Raw genomic sequence first — 17,292 nt, forward strand, 5'->3', positions numbered from 1 at the left:
CAATGACGCGATGCGAGGCCCATCAGAACCGGTGATCGACACGTCCCCGACGCCCGGCGACGAGGTCCGCACCACCACCTGCTACATGTGCGCCTGCCGCTGCGGAATCAAGGTCTGGCTGCAGCACGGTCGAATCCGGTACATCCAGGGCAATCCCGAGCACCCGGTCAACAAGGGCGTGCTCTGCGCCAAGGGCTCGGCCGGGATCATGCAGCACTACTCCCCCGCCCGCCTCTCGCGGCCGCTCAAGCGGGTCGGCGAGCGCGGCGCGGGCGAGTTCGAGGAGATCAGCTGGAACGAGGCGCTGGACCTCGCGACGTCATGGCTCCGGCCCATCCGCGAGCGCAACCCCGACGAGCTCGCCTTCTTCACCGGCCGCGACCAGAGCCAGGCGCTGACCGGCTGGTGGGCGCAGCAGTTCGGCACGATCAACTACGCGGCGCACGGCGGCTTCTGCTCGGTGAACATGGCCGCCGGCGGGCTGTACACGCTGGGCGGCAGCTTCTGGGAATTCGGCGAGCCCGACTGGGAGCGCACGCGCTACCTGATGCTCTGGGGTGTCGCCGAAGACCACGATTCCAACCCGATCAAGCTCGGCCTCGGCACGCTCAAGGCACGCGGCGCGAAGATCGTCTCGGTCAATCCGGTGCGCACCGGCTACGGCGCGATCGCGGACGAATGGATCGGCATCCGCCCCGGCACCGACGGCCTGTTCGCCTTCGCGCTGATCCACGAGTTGCTGCGCAACGACCGCATCGATCTCGACTACCTCGTGCGCTACACGAACGCGCACTGGCTGGTGATCCGCGATGAAGGCGCGGCCGACGACGGCCTGTTCGCGCGCGACGCCGAAGGCCGCCCGCTGTGCTTCGACCGCGCGAGCGGCGCCTGCGTCGACGCGAATTCGATCGACGTCCAGCCCGCGGTGGTCGGCGAGTACACGTTGGCCGATGGGCGCATCGCCGTGCCGTCGTTCCAGCTGCTCGCCGAGCGCTACATGGATCCGCAGTACGCGCCGGATGCCGTGAGCGAACGTTGCGGCGTGCCGGCGGACACCATCCGCCGCATCGCACGCGAACTGGCCGAGAACGCGTTCGACCACGAGTTGCGCCTGCCCGTCGCATGGACGGACGCCTGGGGTCGCGAGCACGCCGAGATGATCGGCCGTCCGGTGTCGATGCACGCGATGCGCGGCATCAGCGCGCACAGCAACGGCTTCCACACCTGCCGCGCGCTGCACGTGCTGCAACTCCTGCTCGGCGCGGTCGATACGCCCGGTTCGTTCCGCTACCAGCCGCCGTTTCCCAAGCCCATTCCACCGCCGAACCGCCCCGGCCGCACGCGGCAGGCGAACGGCGTGCTCGACGCCGCACCGCTCGGCTTCGTGCACGGGCCGGAAGATCTTGTCGTCGACGAACACGGCGAACCGCGCCGCATCGACCATGCGTTCTCGTGGAGCTACCCGCTCGCCGCGCACGGAATGATGCACACCGTCATCCGCAACGCGTGGGCCGGCAATCCGTACAAGATCGACACGCTCATGATGTTCATGGCAAACATGAGCTGGAACTCGTCGATGAACACCGCCGAGACCATCGGCTGGCTCACCGACAAGGACGAATCGGGCGAGTACCGCATCCCGCGCGTCATCTATTGCGATGCGTATTCATCCGAGATGGTCGCGTACGCCGACCTCGTGTTCCCCGATCCGACGTATCTCGAGCGCTTCGATTCCATCAGCCTGCTCGACCGCCCGATCTCCGATGCCGACGGCGCCGCCGACGCGATCCGCCATCCGATCTTCGACCCCGCCACGCAACCCGATTCGCAGGGCCGACCACGCGATATCCGCGGTTTCCAGAGCGTGCTGATCGACCTCGGCGCGCGCCTCGGGTTTCCCGGCCTCGTCAACGACGACGGCACGCCGAAGTACCGCGACTACGCCGACTACATCGTCCACCACGAACGCGCGCCGGGCGTCGGCCTGCTCGCCGGCTGGCGCGGCGCGGACGGTTCACTGGAAGCCAAGGGCGCGCCGAATCCGTCGCAGCTCGATGCCTACATCGCGAACAACGGGTTCTGGCGCAGCGAGATTCCCGAGCACGCGCGCTATTTCAAGATGGCCAATCGCGGCTATCTCGAATGGGCGCAGACCATGGGTTTCCTCGGCAGCACGCAGCCGATCGTGCTGCAGCTGTATTCGGAAACACTGCAGAAGTTCCGTCTCGCCGCGCAGGGCCATGGCGCGCACGTGCCGCCGCCGCAGCATCGCGAACGCGTCGCCACGTATTTCGATCCGCTACCGATCTGGTACGAACCGTTCGAACAGGCGCAGCAGGGCGACACGGGCGACCGCGAGTTTCCGCTCTCGGCGATCACCCAGCGCCCGATGTTCATGTACCACGCCTGGCATTCGCAGAACGCGTGGTTGCGGCAGATCGCGACGCGCAACTACCTCTACCTGCATCCCGACACCGCGCAACGCCACGGCATCCGCGACGAGGACTGGATCGACGTGACCTCGCACCACGGCACGATCACCGTGCAGGCGCGCACCGCGTCCAACGTGCAGCCCGACACGGTGTGGACGTGGAACGCGATCGGCAAGCGCCGCGGCGCGTGGAAGCTGCCGAAGGACACGCCGGAAGCCACCAAGGGCTTCCTGATGAACCACCTGATTTCCGACATCACGCCGCGCGGCGATTACGCGAATGCCGACCCGGTAACGGGTCAGGCGGCATGGTTCGACCTGCGCGTGCGCATCACGCCGAGTGCAGCGGTCGACGCGCAGTCGCATCCACAGTTCGCACCGATCGCGCAGGCGCCCGCCGACGACGCACCGCTGCGCTACGGCGCCGATTTCCGCCGCGAACGCGATACCCGCGAGGCGTCATGAAAACGCGAACCCTCATCGGCTACGCGCTCGTCGCGCTCGGCTTCCTGCTGATCATCCTGCTCGGCTACGGCGTGATCGAGCCGTTCGGCGACATTTCGAAGGCGGACGATATCGGCGGCCTGATGCGCGTGGTCGCGCCGAGTTTTCTGATTCCGCTCGCGATCTTCCTGGTCGGCATCGCGCTCGCGCGCGGAGGACGCCGCCGGTGACGATGCTTCCGCCACCGACGCCGAAAAAGCTCGGCCTGGTCATCGACCTCGACACCTGCGTCGGCTGCCATGCCTGCGCGGTGAGCTGCAAGGAATGGAACGCGGGCGGTTTCGCCGCGCCGCTGCCGGACGAAAAGCCTTACGGCGAAAAACCGACCGGCGTGTGGTTTAACCGCGTGCACAGCTACGAGCTGGCGGCCGTGCTGGTCGACGACAACGCGCCGGCTGCACCACGCGAGTCCGATACGTCGATGCGCGACGCCGGCCATCTTGGCGATTTCGATCGCGGCGTCGGCATGGATGCGGCGCGCGCGCAGCCTGCGCAAGCCGACAGCCCCGATGCGACATCACGCCCGGGCTGCAGTTCGATGTCGATCGCTGCCGAAGCGTCGCAGCCGGCGATGACGCTGCACTTCCCCCGCTCCTGCCTGCACTGCGAGGAACCCGCCTGCGTCACCGTCTGCCCGACCGGTGCGAGCTACAAGCGCGCGGAAGACGGCATCGTGCTGGTCGACGAGGACAAGTGCATCGGCTGCAAGCTGTGTTCGTGGGCGTGTCCATATGGCGCGCGCGAGTACAGCAGCGTCGAAGGCGTCATGAAGAAATGCACGCTGTGCATCGACCGCATCTACAACGAGAACCTGCCGGAAGCCGAGCGCCAGCCGGCCTGCGTGCAGGCTTGCCCGACGCGCGCACGCCACTTCGGTGATCTCGCCGATCCGGAGTCAGCCGTGTCCAAGCTGGTCGCCGCACGTGGCGGCGTCGACCTGATGGCCGAGCTCGGCTACAAGCCGACCAACAAATACCTGCCGCCGCGTCCGCGTCGTGCCGCTGCCGTCGCACCCGTTGTCGAGCAGGTCGACACGCAGGCGCTGCCGCCGGTGCTGCGCTGGCTCGATCGCGTGCTGTCGCGCTGAGGTCCTGATGCACCCCGCTCTCTCGGTCATTTTTTTTACCGCGCTGTCGGGCCTCGGTTACGGCCTGCTGGCGTGGAGCGGCTTTGCCGCGTTGATTGGCACGTCGCCGCGTGCACTGCTCGCTGCACTCGTTCTGGGGATGCTCGCGTCGATCGTTGGCCTGCTGTGCTCGGTCGGGCACCTGGGCAAGCCGCTTCGAGCGTGGCGCGCGTTCTCGCAATGGCGCACGTCATGGCTGTCGCGCGAGGGCGTGGTATCGCTCGCGACGTTTGTGCCGGCGCTGGTGCTGATCGTGGCGTTGCTGCCGCGGTTCGTCGCAACGGGCTTCACAGGCGCGCCAGAGTTGGTCGGCATCGCACTCATCGTCGCGGCCGTGCTGCTCGTGGTCGGCGCGCTCGCCACGGTGTACTGCACGTCGATGATCTATGCGTCGCTCAAGCCGATTCCCGCGTGGACGCATCGCACGGTGCCCACGGTCTATCTGCTGTTCGCACTGGTGACGGGCGGCATCGCCTTCCTTGCCCTGCGCGCGATCTTCGGTTCGCCGCCGTCGCGCATGACGCTGCTAGTGGCCGTCATCGGTACGGGCGCACTCGCGCTGCTGAAGCGTCGCTACTGGACCGCGATCGACACCGTGCCGCTGCCGATGACGCGTGGCGATGCGGTCGGTCTGCCACAGCGCACGGTCACCGTATTCGAACGCCCGCATACCGAAGGCAACTTCGTCACGCGCGAAATGGTGTTCGTTCTCGCGCGCAAGCATGCGTCGACCCTGCGTGCGATCGCGATGATCATGTTCGCGACGGTGCCTGCATTGGCACTCGCGGCGGCGTGGGTGCTGCCATCGGCGGCCGCAGCACTGCTCATCGTCGCGACGATATCGGTGCTGATTGGCGCGTTCGTCGAGCGCTGGCTGTTCTTCGCCGAGGCCCGGCATCTGGTGTCGCTCTACTACTGACGCGGCAACCGCGACGGAGAATCACCATGTCCGACGAAGACCGCATCCGCGCACTGATCCAGCACTGGCACGACGCGACCGCCGCGGGCGATGTCGACGCGGTGCTCGCCCTGATGAGCGAAGACGCGGAGTTCATCGTGCCGGGCCGCGCGCCAATGAAGGGACGCGTTGGATTCGAAACCGGCCTGCGTTCGCTGCTGAAAACGCATCGCATCGAATCGAGTGCGGATATCGAAGAAGTGCAGGTCACCGGCGACGCCGCGTTCGCGGTGTCCCGCCTGTCGGTACACACCATTCCGACCGATGCCGACGGCGAAGCGAGTTCGCGCTCCGGCTATGCGCTGTCGATCTTCGCGCGGCAGGCGAACGGCGACTGGCTGCTGGTGCGCGACGCCAACCTGCTCGGCGCACCGAGCGACGAGTAACGCGCGTCGCGACGCGACGTCATGACACGAACGGGCCGGTATCCGGTTCCGACGATCCCGCGATCAGTTCCGCCGCGCCGTGCGCGAGCAGTTCCTGCGCGACGAGCTGGCCGAGCGCGTCCGGCGTATCGATGCCGCCATCGGCCGACGCACGCACATGGCGACCGTCAAGCGCGGAACCGACCAGACCTTCGAGATGCATGCGCGTGCCGTCGAGCGTCGCGAACGCGGCCACCGGCACGTGGCAGCTGCCGTGCAGCGCGCGATTCATGGCGCGCTCGGCGTCGACGCAGGCGCGCGTCGTCGCATCGTTGAGTGCGTCGAACAACGCGATCGTCGCGATGTCGTCGCTGCGACATTCGACGGCGATCGCGCCCTGCGCAGGCGCGGGCAGCCAGTCGGGTGCGGCCAGTCGCGCGCGGATGCGGTCGTCGAAGCCGAGGCGCTGCAGGCCGGCGCAAGCGAGCACGATCGCGTCGTAGTCGCCGGCATCGAGTTTCGCGAGGCGCGTGTTGACGTTGCCGCGCAGGTCGCGCAACACCAAATCGGGCCTGCGCGCGCGCAGCTGCGCCTGCCGACGCAGCGATGACGTTCCGACGACCGCGCCGTTCGGCAACGCGTCGATCCCGTCGAAATGGTTGCTGACGAACGCATCGGCATAGTCCGCGCGGGTCAGGATCGCCGGCAGCGTGAAGCCGGGCTCCAGATCCATCGGCACGTCCTTGAGCGAATGCACCGCGCAGTCGGCTTCGCCGCGCAGCATCGCGAGCTCGAGTTCCTTGAGGAACAGGCCCTTGCCGCCGATCGCAGCCAGCGAACGGTCGAGCACCTCGTCGCCACGCGTGCTCATGGGCACGAGCTCGACACTGAGGCCGGGATGCACGGCACGCAGGCGGTCGGCGACGTGTTCGGTCTGCCAGAGCGCGAGCGGGCTCTTTCGGGTGGCGATGCGGAGCACGCCGGAAGTCGGGGTCGAAGTCACCGCGGCATTGTCGCGGATCGGGCGCCCTAGCCCAACCGGGCGGGGCTTACGCGGTCAGCGCGGCCGGCTGGTGATCAGCGCGATCATCGCGCCCACCAAGCCCACGAGCAGCGCGCCTGCGACGCCGTGGCCGCGCAGCGCGCCCATCACCGCGCCGCAGCTGGCGCCGACCAGCGCGGCGATCGCCACGATGATCAGGCGTGAGACGATGCGGTCGTGCGCGACGCCATGGCTGTCGGCCGCCTGCTGCAGGCGATGCATCGCGAGCAGGCGCTCGGCCGCGGCTTCCGCCTCGGCCGGATCCCTGCGCGGCGATTCGGGGGACTCGCCCACGTCAGAGATGGGCGAGTCGCTCGCGCAGCGAGGCGACGCAGCGTCGGCTCACTTCCAGCGGCTGGCGGCCGTGGCGCAGAACTGCCTGCACGTGGCCGTCCGGGCTGCGCTTGAGTTCGACCAGTTCGTGGCGCGCGACGAGGCAGTTGCGATGGATGCGCACGAAGCGGTCGCCGAATTCGAGTTCCAGCGAACGCAGCGATTCCTCGATGAGGTCTTCGCCGCGTGCGTGATGCACGACGACGTACTTCTCTTCGGCCTGCAGGTAGTGGATGTCGTCGATCGGGATCAACCGCAGCGACCCACGCAGGCGCGCACACAGGTGCGTGCGCTTGCGCGTGCTGCCATCGCCGTTCGTGCGCACCGACGTCAGGCGTCGTACGCGATCGAGCGCGGCGGCGAGTCGCTCAGGCCGCACCGGCTTGACCAGATAGTCGAGCGCTTCGGCTTCGAACGCCGACACCGCATGCGCGTCGTAGGCCGTGCAGAAGATGACGGCCGGGCGCGGTTCGCTCGCGGCGAGATGCCGCGCGGTCTCCAACCCGTCCATGCCCGGCATCGATACGTCGAGCAGGACCAGGTCCGGATGATGTTCGGCGCATGCCTGCAGCGCCTGCGTGCCGTCTGCCGCAGTCGCGACCACGTATACGCCGGGCTGCTCTTCGAGCAGCGCGCGCAGGCGGTCGCGAGCCAACGGCTCGTCTTCGGCAACAACTACATTCAGCGTATCCACGTACCCCTCCGTCGATACCCCCCCGGCACCGATATTAGCCTTACCGCGGGTCCGTGGAAGCGTCGCGTCAGCGAGTTTCTGAACCGGTCGCAAGAATCCGGTCGAACCAGCCACGCAACGCGTCGATTTCCTCGAGGCAGACCTGGTGCGCCATCGGGTAGGCGTGGAACTCGGCCTGGAAGCCGAGAGCGCGCAGTCGCCGTGCCGCATCCTCACCTGCAGCGTATGGCACAACCGGGTCCTGACGTCCATGGGCGACGAACACGGGCTGGCTGCGCGCCGCCACCGGCGTGTTGTCCAGTCGAGACAATGCGTCGGCGCCAAGCGGCAGGTACGTGGACAGCGCGACCAGTCCCGCGAGCGGTTCGGTGCGACGCAGGCCTGCCGCGAGCGTCACCGCGCCGCCCTGCGAGAAACCCGCGAGGATGATCCGCGACGCCGGCACGCCGCGTTCGATCTCGTTCGCGATCAGCGCGTCGACGCGCGCGACGGATTCATCGACACCCTTCGCATCCGCGCGACCGGTGAGATCGAAGCTCACGATGTCGTACCACGACCGCATGCGCATGCCACCGTTGATGGTGACGGGCTGCACGGGTGCGTGCGGAAACACGAAGCGGATCGCCGGCCATTGCGGGCGCACGAGCTCGGGCACCAGCGGTGCGAAGTCGTTGCCGTCCGCGCCGAGGCCGTGCAGCCAGATCACCGACCACTGCGGCGACTCGCCGGTTTCCTTTTCGATGCGTTCGGGCAGGTCCACGGCGCGTCTCCGGTGCGGGGACGCGGACTATAGCCGCCTCACGCGGCCATGCGTGCGCACGAGTCCGCACAGCGGCGGCAGGCATCGGCGCAGCGACGCATCACCTCGTCGTCGCCCGCCATCGCTTCGCACGATTCCGCGCAGCGGCGGCAGATCTCCATGCAGGCGCGGCAGGTGTGCACGTGCACGTCGGCGCCGCGCAGCATCGCGTCCGCGCTGGTGCGGCAGATGTCGGCGCAGGTCGCCATCAACGTGATGTGGTCGGCGGCGGCATGTTCGCCGCCGCGCTCGAGGCAATGACGCATCGTCTCGACGCAGACCGCGTGGCAGTCGGTGCAGTTGGCGATGCATTCGTCCATCGACGGATCGCGCGTGCTCGTCGCGTTGGCCATGTCGGTGCTCCACGGAACGGGTCGCCCACCTTCACGCCCGCGGCGTCGACCGTGCGTCGATGCGGCCGTGGCGATTTCATGCCCCGTGCGCGAGCAGCCGCCTAGGCTGCGGCGGCCTGCCCCGCTTGGTCGCCTGATGTCCCCCAACTTCCTGTTCGCCACCGGCATCGAGAACAGCTATCCGACCATCCGCGGCGGCACGCACCGGGTCGACCAGATGGCGCTGTGCGGCCATTACGAGAAGTGGAAGCTCGACTTCGACCTGGTGCAGGACCTCGGCGTGCCGGTGCTGCGCTACGGCCCGCCGATCCACACCACGTGGCTGGGCGACGGCCGCTACGACTGGACCTTCGCCGACCAGACGTTTCCGGACCTTCGACGTCGCAACATCGCGCCGATCACCGACCTCTGCCATTTCGGCGTGCCCGACTGGGTCGGCAACTTCCAGAACCCCGATTTCCCGCAGCTGTTCGCGCGCTATGCGCACGACTTCGCGCGTCGCTACCCGTGGGTGCAGCTCTACACACCGGTCAACGAGATGTTCATCTGCGCGGCGTTCTCCGCGCTGTACGGCTGGTGGAACGAGGAACTCGCGAACGACCGCGCCTTCGTCACCGCGCTGAAGAACATCGTCAAGGCGAACGTGCTCGCGATGGGCGCGATCCTCGAGGTGCGGCCCGACGCGATCTTCATCCAGAGCGAGTCGTCGGAATATTTCCACGCGGAGAATCCGTCGGCGATCGCGCCTGCGGAATTCATGAACGCGCGACGCTTCCTTTCGCTCGATCTCAACTACGGCCGCCGGGTGAACTCGGAGATGTACGAGTACCTGATGGACAACGGAATGATGCGCGACGAGTACCACTTCTTCATGGGGCACCGGTACAAGCACAACTGCATCATGGGCAACGATTACTACGTCACCAACGAACACCGCGTCTGCGCCGACGGCAGCACGCGCTCGTCGGGCGAAGTGTTCGGTTACCACGTGATTACGCGGCAGTACCACGACCGCTACCGTTTGCCCGTCATGCACACCGAAACCAATCTTCGGCAGGGTCCGAATGGCGACGAGCCGGTCAACTGGCTCTGGAAGGAATGGGCGAACGTGCTGCGCGTGCGCAACGACGGCGTTCCGGTGGTCGGATTCACCTGGTACTCGCTGACCGACCAGGTCGATTGGGACACCGCGCTGCGCGAGCCGAACGGGCGCGTGTTCGAAGTCGGCCTGTACGACCTCGATCGAAAGATCCGCCCGGTCGGCACCGCGTACAAGCAGCTCATCGCCGACTGGCAACAGGTGCTGCCGACCAACAGCGTCTGCCTGCAGGTGCCGGTGACGATGCCTGCCGACTACGCGAGCGCGCACGACGAAGAACAGAAGGCCGACGCCGCCGAAAAGCGCGACGACACGACGACGGCGCCCGCGAACACTCCATCGACCGAAACCTGAGGCACGCATCATGGATCGACGTTTCGAGAACAAGGTCGCACTGGTGACCGGTGGCGCGAGCGGGATCGGACTGGCTATCTGCAAACGTCTTGCAAGCGAAGGCGCGCGCGTGGTGATCGTCGACTACAACCAGGCCAACCTCGATCACGCGGAACCGGAAGTGCGTTCCGCAGGCGCGGCGGACGTGCTGACCAGCCTGTGCGACGTCAGCGTGGAAGCACAGGTCGAAGCGACGGTGAAAGCCACGCTCGATCGTTTCGGGCGCTTCGACGTGCTGGTCAACAACGCGGGCCTGATGCAGTTCAAACCGCTGGAGGAACTGACCGGCGACGACTGGCTGCGCGTGCTCGGCGTCGACCTGCTGGGCGCGTTCTTCTTCACCAAACAGGCGTTCCTGCACATGGGTACCGGCGGCGCGATCGTCAACGTGTCGAGCATCCATGCGGTGGAAACCACGCCGCACGTCGCGAACTACGCGGCGGCTAAGGCGGCGCTGGTGTCGCTGACGCGTTCGACATCGCTGGAAGGCAAGCCGCGCGGGCTGCGTGCGAACGTGATCCTGCCCGGCGCGATCGATACGCCGATGCTGCGCGAGAACCCGAACGTCAAGAGCGGCGTCGAGACCATCGACGAGAACGACGTCGGCAAGCCGGAAGACGTGGCGGCGCTGGTCGCGTACCTCGCATCCGACGACGCGCGCTTCGTGCAGGGCGCGGAAGTTCGCGTGGACGGCGGTCGACTGGATCGCCTGTAAAAAGCGCCCCGGTTGACCCGGGGCGCCGTTGTATTGCGCGCTGCTTACTTCGACTGCAGGGACACGTCGTCGACGAGGAACGACGTCGCGACCTGCGAGCCTTCCACGCCTTCGAAGTACACGCGCACCGTCTGGCCACGGTAGCTCGACACGTCGAACGTCTTCTGCACGTAGGTCGAACCCTTGTTGAGGTTCGAGTACGTCGCGAGCGTGGTCAGCACCGTATTGCTGGAATTGCGCAGCTGCACCTTGAGCGTGTCGTAGGCGCTGGTCGTGGTGGTTTCATCGCTCGCCACGCGCAGCCAGAACGACAGCGTCACCGTAGTCGCGGTCGACGGAATGGCGATGGTCTGGTAGCCGTAATCCGTGGCTGCCGAACCGTAGCCGTTTAGCCACAACTTATAAGTACCGCCGTGCGCCGCGTACGTGCTGCTGTTGGTGATGTCGCCGCTGGTCGCGGTCCACGAGGTGGTGCCGGATTCGAAGCCACCGTTCTTGACCAGTTCGGTCGTGGTGGTCGTATTGCTCACCGAGAACGCGACGCTGGACGACGAACCCACATTGCCTGCCGCGTCGTAGGCCTTGGCGACGAGCGTATGTGATCCGTTGGCCAGCGTGGTCGAGTCGAGCGTCATCGAGAACGGCGACGTGGTGTCGCTGCCCTTGAGGCTGCCGTCGACGTAGAACTCCACCTTGGTCACGCTGACGTTGTCGGTCGCGCTCGCCGAGAACGTGACCGTGCCGCTGCTGCCCGATTCGGATGCGCTCACCGTCGGCGCCTGCGTGTCGCCACCGCCGCCACCCGTGCCCTGCGTCACCCACACCGGCGCGGACCAGAGGCGCAGGCCGTTCGCTTGCGTGATCTGCGCGTAGTAGAAGTGCACGCCGCTGGCGGGCGTGAACGTCGTGGTGTCGCTCCCTTCATACAGCTGCGTCACCGTGCCGTTGCGGCCGGGCACGCCTTCGAAGATCTGCACGCGCTGCGCGCTCTGGCCGCTGGTGCTGGCGTAGTTCGCGGTGAGCGTGAGCGGGCCGCTGTTGTTGAAGGATTCGCCCATGACATGGCCGTTCGCGGTGAGCACGAGCTGGCCGGTGCGGTCTTCGGTGGCGAACGTGCGACGCGCTTTCAGTGCGTCGTAGAAGTTCGTCGTGTTGAGTGCAGCGCCGTTGGGCAACAGCACGCCGGTGCGGTTGGTGAAGCTCAGACCCCAGTTCGCGCAGTGGTTGTCCTGGTCGCTCGCGGGCGCCACCTTGTAACCGCGCTCGAGCAGGATGTTCCAGGCCGTCTGGTAGCTGCTGCGGCCGGTCTCGGTCTCGGTCATGTTGGTGGAGAACGCCGAGGAATTGAGCACTTCGGCGAGCACCATCACCTGCGCGCCGTTCGCGTCGTAGCCGAGCGCGGTGCCATTGACGAGGAACTGTCCGCTGCTGGCCGGATGATTGAACATGCCGATCCAGCTGTGCACCTTCATCGTCGAATACAGCGCCGGGTAGTCGCTCTTCGGCGTGTTCACTTCACCGATGAGCTGGCCCGAGGAATTGGTTTCCCACTCGGCGAGCTGGTCGACGTTGAGGATGTTGAGATGGCCGCCGTTGCTGATGACGCCCCACTCCAGGCCGTACATCGCGAGGAAGGTCGGATGCGCGCTGCGGTAGTTGCTCGCCAGCGTCAGGCCGCTGTGGAACAGGTTGATCGCGGTCGTCGGGTTCGCGCTCGCATTCGTGCTCGTCGAGCCGTCGAACATGTGGTTGTGTTCGGACGTGAGCAGGAAGTCGCCGTGCGCCTGGTTCTGCATCATCGTGTAGGCGTCGGTCGGGCCGTAGGTGCCCGCCTGCGGGTTCTCGGCGCCGCTGCACTGCGCCAGCGGTGTGCCGCCGTCGCTGTGATTGGTCTGGCTGTGCAGGTTGCCGTAGTAGACGGTGTAGGCGAGCCCGCCGGTCGCGGGCGCGGCCTGTGCGGTGAGCGACTGCGGTTCCGACTGCGCGGTCATCGTCTGCGTCGAGCCGGCAGCCGACTGCGCGCCGATGCGCAACGGCGCACGCGGCGTGACGCGCGCGGGCGCGACGTTACCGACCTGCACGTCGTAGCTCTGCTCGACGGTCTCGTCGCCGAACAGGCGGAAGGCTTCGTCGATGCGCGTGCCGATCGGGCGCGCGTCGCTGGCATCCACCACCGTCGGCACCGCGCGCAGGCGCAGCGTGTAGTAACCGGCCGGTGCGACACCGCCCTTCTGCATGCCGCCGTTCCACGTCGCCGGCACGACGACGTGGCGCCCGCCGAGCTTGGTCAGACCGCGGTCACTGGCGATGACGCGGCCATCGGGCGCGACGACATCGAACATCCACGCCGCAGCGGTGCGATCGCCGGCGCCGGGGTAGTCGAAGTGCAGCTGCACCGGGAACCGCCCGGCCTGCGCATGGAACGGCGCCGCGATCGACGCGTCGAATTCGTAATGGTCGGGATGGGCGAACTCGGTCGCGGAGGCGGCGGTCGCAATGGCGGTGATGGCCAGCGCGAGCGCGGCGGCAAGAGCGGATCGGGTCATGGGGGCGTCCGTGGGAGTCCGCATCCATGCGCGGGGTGTCCTGCCCGGCGATGGTCGACGCGGTTTCCGCCACTTTCGTGACGGAGCGCGCCATTTCCGACGAACGGCGGCCGGATCGCTGACCGGAACTCGTTATATACCGGCGATCAGGGCGGCCGATCCCGACAATTCCCTTTCCCGACGCGGGTTTAGCCGTCCGCAGGCCGCCAGCCCGGGTCCGCCCGCGCGTGACGGACTTCACGCTCTGCCGCTGCAATGCACCACGGTCCCGCGTGGCCGCCGCAGCCGACGGGCCGCCTGCCGCGGCCGGTTCACGCCTCGAATACCCGTCGATATGGAACCGTCGGAACGTCGGCGCGATATCGCCGGCGTCAACGGGATTCGGCTTCGCATGGACACGAATGCACATCCTTCGCCGCTGGCGCAGCTGGACGATGCTGCCGCGGCATTCCTGCAACGCATCGCGACCTCCGCGCGCGACTACCTTGGCGCGCATGTCAGCTTCGTCGCCGAACTCACGCCCGACGCCAAACTCATCCGCGTGACCGCCGGCCCCGCCGACGCAGCCGGGCTATCGGTCGGCACGCGCTTCGAGCTCGACGACACCTACTGCCATCGCATGCTGCAGGGGCGGCTGCCCGAAGCCATCTACGACGCCGGCCACGACGCGCGATCGTGCGATATCCCGCTCACCGCGCGGCTCGGCATCGACTCGTACATGGGCGTGCCGGTGCAGCTGCCCGACGGCCGCGTGCTCGGCACGCTCTGCTGCATCAACTTTCCGCCGCATCCGGAGTCGCGAACGCGCGATCTCGGCGTGCTGCGCTTCCTCGCGGGGCTGGTCGGCGTGCAGCTCGACGAATCGATGCGCGCGCACGACCTGCGCATGCAGCGCCATGACGCCATCGACGCGGTACTGCGTCGCGGCGGGCCCGGCATGGTGTTCCAGCCGATCGTGTCGCTCGACGGACGCGGTGCGATCGGCGTCGAAGCCCTGTCGCGGTTCAACGCTCCGGTGCACGCCGCGCCCGACGTCTGGTTCCGCGAGGCCTGGGCGGTCGGGCTCGGCGTCGACCTGGAACTCTGCGCAGTGCGTAACGCCCTGCCCGTGCTCGAGCAACTGCCGCAGGGCATGTTCCTTTCGCTCAATGCATCGCCGGAAACCGTCGGGCGCGCGGAGTTCATGGAGGCGATCGCGCGCGTCGATGCATCACGCCTCGTCGTCGAGATCACCGAGCACGCGGCGATCGACGACTACGCGCCGCTGCTCGATGCCGCGAAGCGCCTACGCGATGTCGGCGTGCGCATCGCGATCGACGACGTCGGCGCGGGTTACTCCAGCCTGCGCCATGTACTGCAGCTCGCGCCGGACATCGCCAAGCTCGACATGAGCCTGACCCGCAGCGTCGACGGCGATCCGGTGAAGCAGGCGCTGGCAATCGGCATGATGGCGTTCGCGGCGCGCACCGGCGTCACCGTTGTGGCGGAAGGCGTGGAAACCGCGGCCGAAGCCGATGCACTGCGCATGGCCGGTGTCTGCTACGCGCAGGGCTTTCTGTTCGGCCTACCGGATGCCACGCTGCACTAGAACGCGACCGTCGAATCGATGGGTGACAACACGGGCAGCCGCGCGACGAACTCGTCGGCCGGAAGCGGCTTGGAGAACAGCCAGCCCTGTCCGAACGGCACACGCCATTCGGCGAGGATCGCGGCCTGGTGTTCCTGCTCGACGCCTTCGGCCACCATTTCCAGCGACAGCCCGCGCGCCATTTCGACGATGTGGAACGCGACGTGGCTGGTCACCGCATCGCTGCCGACGGTGTCGACGAACGCCTTGTCGATCTTCAATGCATCGAGTTCGAACGTGGTGAGCTGGGCGAGGCTGGAATAACCGGTGCCGAAGTCGTCGACCGACACCTGCAGGCCGAGTGCACGCATGCGCTTGAGCATCTCGCGCACCTCGCCGGTATTCGCGAACGCACGCTCCGTCACCTCGACATGCACCTGCCCCGGCCGCGCGCCGGTGCGCTCGACGAGGTCACGCAACAACTCGAGCGTCTCGTTGCGCAGCATGTCGGCGGGCGACAGGTTGATCGACAGGAAGAACAGGTCTTCGCGCATCGCGAGTTCCGCGAGCACGGGTTCGACCAGCCGCAATACGCGTGCGGTGACCGCCTCGATCAGGCCGGCATCTTCCGCGGCGGGAATGAAAAGGTCCGGGCGCACCATGGCGCCGTCAGGCCGCTGCCAGCGCAGCAGCACCTCCGCGCCGACCCATCGGCGATCGATCAGGCTGACGATCGGTTGATACACGGCGAAGAATTCGTCGCGCTGCAAGCCGCTGCGGATCGCCGCCGCCGATGTCATCTGCGAGCGAGCAGCGCGCAGCGTGGCGTAGGCCATCAACACGCCGAGCAGCACGCCGATCGGCACCAGCACGCGCGCGACACGCGCCACCGCACCGCTGTAGCTGCCGGGGTCGAGCGTGGCCACCGCAACGATTGCGAAGTGCTTCGACCGGTATTGCGCGACCGTGCGGCCGTCGACGGTGAACGTGCGATGCGCGCCCGGCTTCAGCGACGTCGCGCCCTTGGCCCACGCCGGGTCGAAGCGCCCGCGCGTCGCGAGCAGGCGGTCCTCCGTCAACGCGACGACGGCGAGTGACGTACCCGATTCGGTGACCGTGGTGTCGACCGGCAGCAACTTGTGCACGACCGCCGCGAAGTGGCCGTTGTCGACCACGATGAAGCGGTTGGCTGGTGCAAACGGCAGCGCCACGTTCTGGCGCACGTGGATGCCGACGGAGGAGGTGTAATCGACCGGCCCGAGGTCGATGGGCGGATCCAGCGCACCGTACGACGAGCAATACAGCAGGTTGCCGCGCAGTATTCCGATCGACTGCACGTAGCTGGACGACGCATCGATGCCCTGCAGCACGTTGCGCGCGGCCGGGCCGCAGCTGTCGACGCCGGGCGTCGCGGCGAGATGCTTGAACGCGTCTTCGATCTGGCCGGCGGCACTGTCGCTACGGCGCAGCACGTCCTGCGCATAGATCGACGCGCGACGCGCCTGGTCGGCGCTCGCCTGCTCACGCGCCAGCAGCAGCGATGCGACGACCGGCAATGCCGTGGCCACGACGATCAATGCGACCGCGATCCAGACCACGCGCGAACGATGGAGCCCAAGCGACGTCATGTCACCTCCGATCTTCCTGTCGCGGCCCGGCGCCCGGGGCCGCTTGCCGATCATGCGCGCGGGCGCTCGCGCATTGCACGTGCCGGTGGACGGTATTGGGACGGGGTCGGCGGCCGGCCGTCAGCTCGCAACGATGAGGCGTCCCGTGGCGCCGCGGCCCCTGGGACGGCTCGGCTACCATGCGGCCGAGGGAGGGACCATCGATGCGCAAGCTACTCGTCTTCGGTCTGACGGCCGTGCTGCTGGCCGGCTGCGCGGGCATGCACGCGACGCGCGAAGGCGGGCCGACTGCGGTGATGTCGGTTCCACCACCACCACCACCACCGCCGCCTCCGCCTCCACCTCCACCTCCGCCTCCACCTCCACCTCCACCGCCACCGCCACCGCCACCGCCACCGCCTGTCGACGATGGGTCGACGCGGGCTGCGGGACCAGCGACGCCGCATGCATCACGTCCGTCGCGGCGCGCGGCGTCATCCGCAGCGATGACGTCATCGAACGACGGCAACGCGTCGGCGCCCACAACACCGGCAATCAACACAACGTCGGCAGCGGCAGCGACGGGCGCGAGCAATGCGCCAGCAACACGGGCGAGCCAAGCGGACGCGAGCGATACCGCGACGCCGCGAACTGCAGCATCGCCCGACGATGTCACCACGAGCGCAGCAAGCTCGACCGCCATCGTCGATCGCCTTCTCGCGCAGCTGCAGCCCGGCCACGTCGCGTTTAATGCGCCGCA

The 17,292-nt window shown here is 67.6% G+C and carries 16 protein-coding genes; 9 read left to right on the top strand and 7 right to left on the bottom strand.

The genetic code is table 11. The annotated features are described in order from the left end of the window. Nucleotides 1-10: 10 nt before the first annotated feature. From ACVWWW_RS14830 to ACVWWW_RS14850, 5 genes are read left to right on the top strand one after another with little or no spacing between them, the layout of a single operon-like run. Complete coding sequence (locus ACVWWW_RS14830) at nt 11-2,896, top strand: molybdopterin oxidoreductase family protein (protein ID WP_036140971.1); 2,886 nt, start codon at nt 11-13, stop codon at nt 2,894-2,896. Beyond that, nucleotides 2,893-3,105, top strand: coding sequence for a hypothetical protein (locus ACVWWW_RS14835; RefSeq protein WP_027081728.1), 213 nt, complete (start codon nt 2,893-2,895; stop codon nt 3,103-3,105). The genes ACVWWW_RS14830 and ACVWWW_RS14835 overlap by 4 nt, the downstream gene beginning before the upstream one ends. A 2-nt stretch (nt 3,106-3,107) precedes the next feature. Beyond that, on the top strand, nt 3,108-4,022 hold the full coding sequence (locus tag ACVWWW_RS14840; protein WP_081671906.1) for a 4Fe-4S dicluster domain-containing protein: 915 nt from the start codon (nt 3,108-3,110) through the stop codon (nt 4,020-4,022). A gap of 7 nt (nt 4,023-4,029) precedes the next feature. After that, entirely contained in the window at nt 4,030-4,980 is a 951-nt protein-coding gene (locus ACVWWW_RS14845) for a DmsC/YnfH family molybdoenzyme membrane anchor subunit (protein ID WP_027081726.1), read from the top strand. Between the two features lie 26 nt (nt 4,981-5,006). Then, a complete protein-coding gene (locus tag ACVWWW_RS14850; protein ID WP_027081725.1) occupies nt 5,007-5,405 on the top strand; it encodes an SgcJ/EcaC family oxidoreductase in 399 nt (132 codons plus the stop codon). Between the two features lie 19 nt (nt 5,406-5,424). On the opposite strand, the gene hemC is transcribed toward ACVWWW_RS14850, so the two are convergent. The 5 genes from hemC to ACVWWW_RS14875 form a co-directional block, all read right to left on the bottom strand. After that, nucleotides 5,425-6,363: a hydroxymethylbilane synthase gene (gene hemC, locus ACVWWW_RS14855; RefSeq protein ID WP_051234624.1), complete on the bottom strand. Its 939-nt coding sequence runs from the start codon at nt 6,361-6,363 to the stop codon at nt 5,425-5,427. Nucleotides 6,364-6,441: 78 nt separating this feature from the next. Beyond that, nucleotides 6,442-6,720 (bottom strand): hypothetical protein, encoded by a 279-nt coding sequence (locus ACVWWW_RS14860; RefSeq protein ID WP_027081724.1) that lies wholly within the window; start codon nt 6,718-6,720, stop codon nt 6,442-6,444. Nucleotide 6,721: 1 nt separating this feature from the next. Further along, nucleotides 6,722-7,444: a LytR/AlgR family response regulator transcription factor gene (locus ACVWWW_RS14865; RefSeq protein ID WP_027081723.1), complete on the bottom strand. Its 723-nt coding sequence runs from the start codon at nt 7,442-7,444 to the stop codon at nt 6,722-6,724. Nucleotides 7,445-7,520: 76 nt separating this feature from the next. Beyond that, nucleotides 7,521-8,207 carry an alpha/beta hydrolase gene (locus ACVWWW_RS14870; protein WP_027081722.1) on the bottom strand — a complete coding sequence of 229 codons (687 nt, stop codon included), beginning with the start codon at nt 8,205-8,207 and terminating at the stop codon, nt 7,521-7,523. 44 nt (nt 8,208-8,251) lie between these two features. Continuing rightward, a complete protein-coding gene (locus ACVWWW_RS14875) occupies nt 8,252-8,605 on the bottom strand; it encodes a four-helix bundle copper-binding protein (protein WP_027081721.1) in 354 nt (117 codons plus the stop codon). A gap of 136 nt (nt 8,606-8,741) precedes the next feature. Between ACVWWW_RS14875 and ACVWWW_RS14880 the strand changes: the two genes are divergently transcribed. Both ACVWWW_RS14880 and ACVWWW_RS14885 read left to right on the top strand, forming a co-directional pair. Beyond that, nucleotides 8,742-10,058 (top strand): family 1 glycosylhydrolase, encoded by a 1,317-nt coding sequence (locus tag ACVWWW_RS14880; RefSeq protein WP_027081720.1) that lies wholly within the window; start codon nt 8,742-8,744, stop codon nt 10,056-10,058. A 10-nt stretch (nt 10,059-10,068) separates the two neighbouring features. Continuing rightward, on the top strand, nt 10,069-10,812 hold the full coding sequence (locus tag ACVWWW_RS14885; RefSeq protein ID WP_027081719.1) for an SDR family oxidoreductase: 744 nt from the start codon (nt 10,069-10,071) through the stop codon (nt 10,810-10,812). Between the two features lie 44 nt (nt 10,813-10,856). On the opposite strand, the gene ACVWWW_RS14890 is transcribed toward ACVWWW_RS14885, so the two are convergent. Further along, nucleotides 10,857-13,358 (bottom strand): Ig-like domain-containing protein, encoded by a 2,502-nt coding sequence (locus tag ACVWWW_RS14890; RefSeq protein ID WP_027081718.1) that lies wholly within the window; start codon nt 13,356-13,358, stop codon nt 10,857-10,859. Between the two features lie 391 nt (nt 13,359-13,749). Between ACVWWW_RS14890 and ACVWWW_RS14895 the strand changes: the two genes are divergently transcribed. After that, nucleotides 13,750-14,946 carry a sensor domain-containing phosphodiesterase gene (locus ACVWWW_RS14895; protein ID WP_196804302.1) on the top strand — a complete coding sequence of 399 codons (1,197 nt, stop codon included), beginning with the start codon at nt 13,750-13,752 and terminating at the stop codon, nt 14,944-14,946. On the opposite strand, the gene ACVWWW_RS14900 is transcribed toward ACVWWW_RS14895, so the two are convergent. Continuing rightward, entirely contained in the window at nt 14,943-16,553 is a 1,611-nt protein-coding gene (locus tag ACVWWW_RS14900) for an EAL domain-containing protein (protein WP_051234620.1), read from the bottom strand. The genes ACVWWW_RS14895 and ACVWWW_RS14900 overlap by 4 nt on opposite strands. Here ACVWWW_RS14900 and ACVWWW_RS14905 point away from each other — a divergent pair. Next, complete coding sequence (locus ACVWWW_RS14905) at nt 16,552-17,283, top strand: hypothetical protein (RefSeq protein WP_456998727.1); 732 nt, start codon at nt 16,552-16,554, stop codon at nt 17,281-17,283. The two genes, ACVWWW_RS14900 and ACVWWW_RS14905, sit on opposite strands and share 2 nt — an antisense overlap. Nucleotides 17,284-17,292: the final 9 nt, after the last annotated feature.

It is taken from the genome of Lysobacter sp. HA18 (assembly GCF_054057595.1).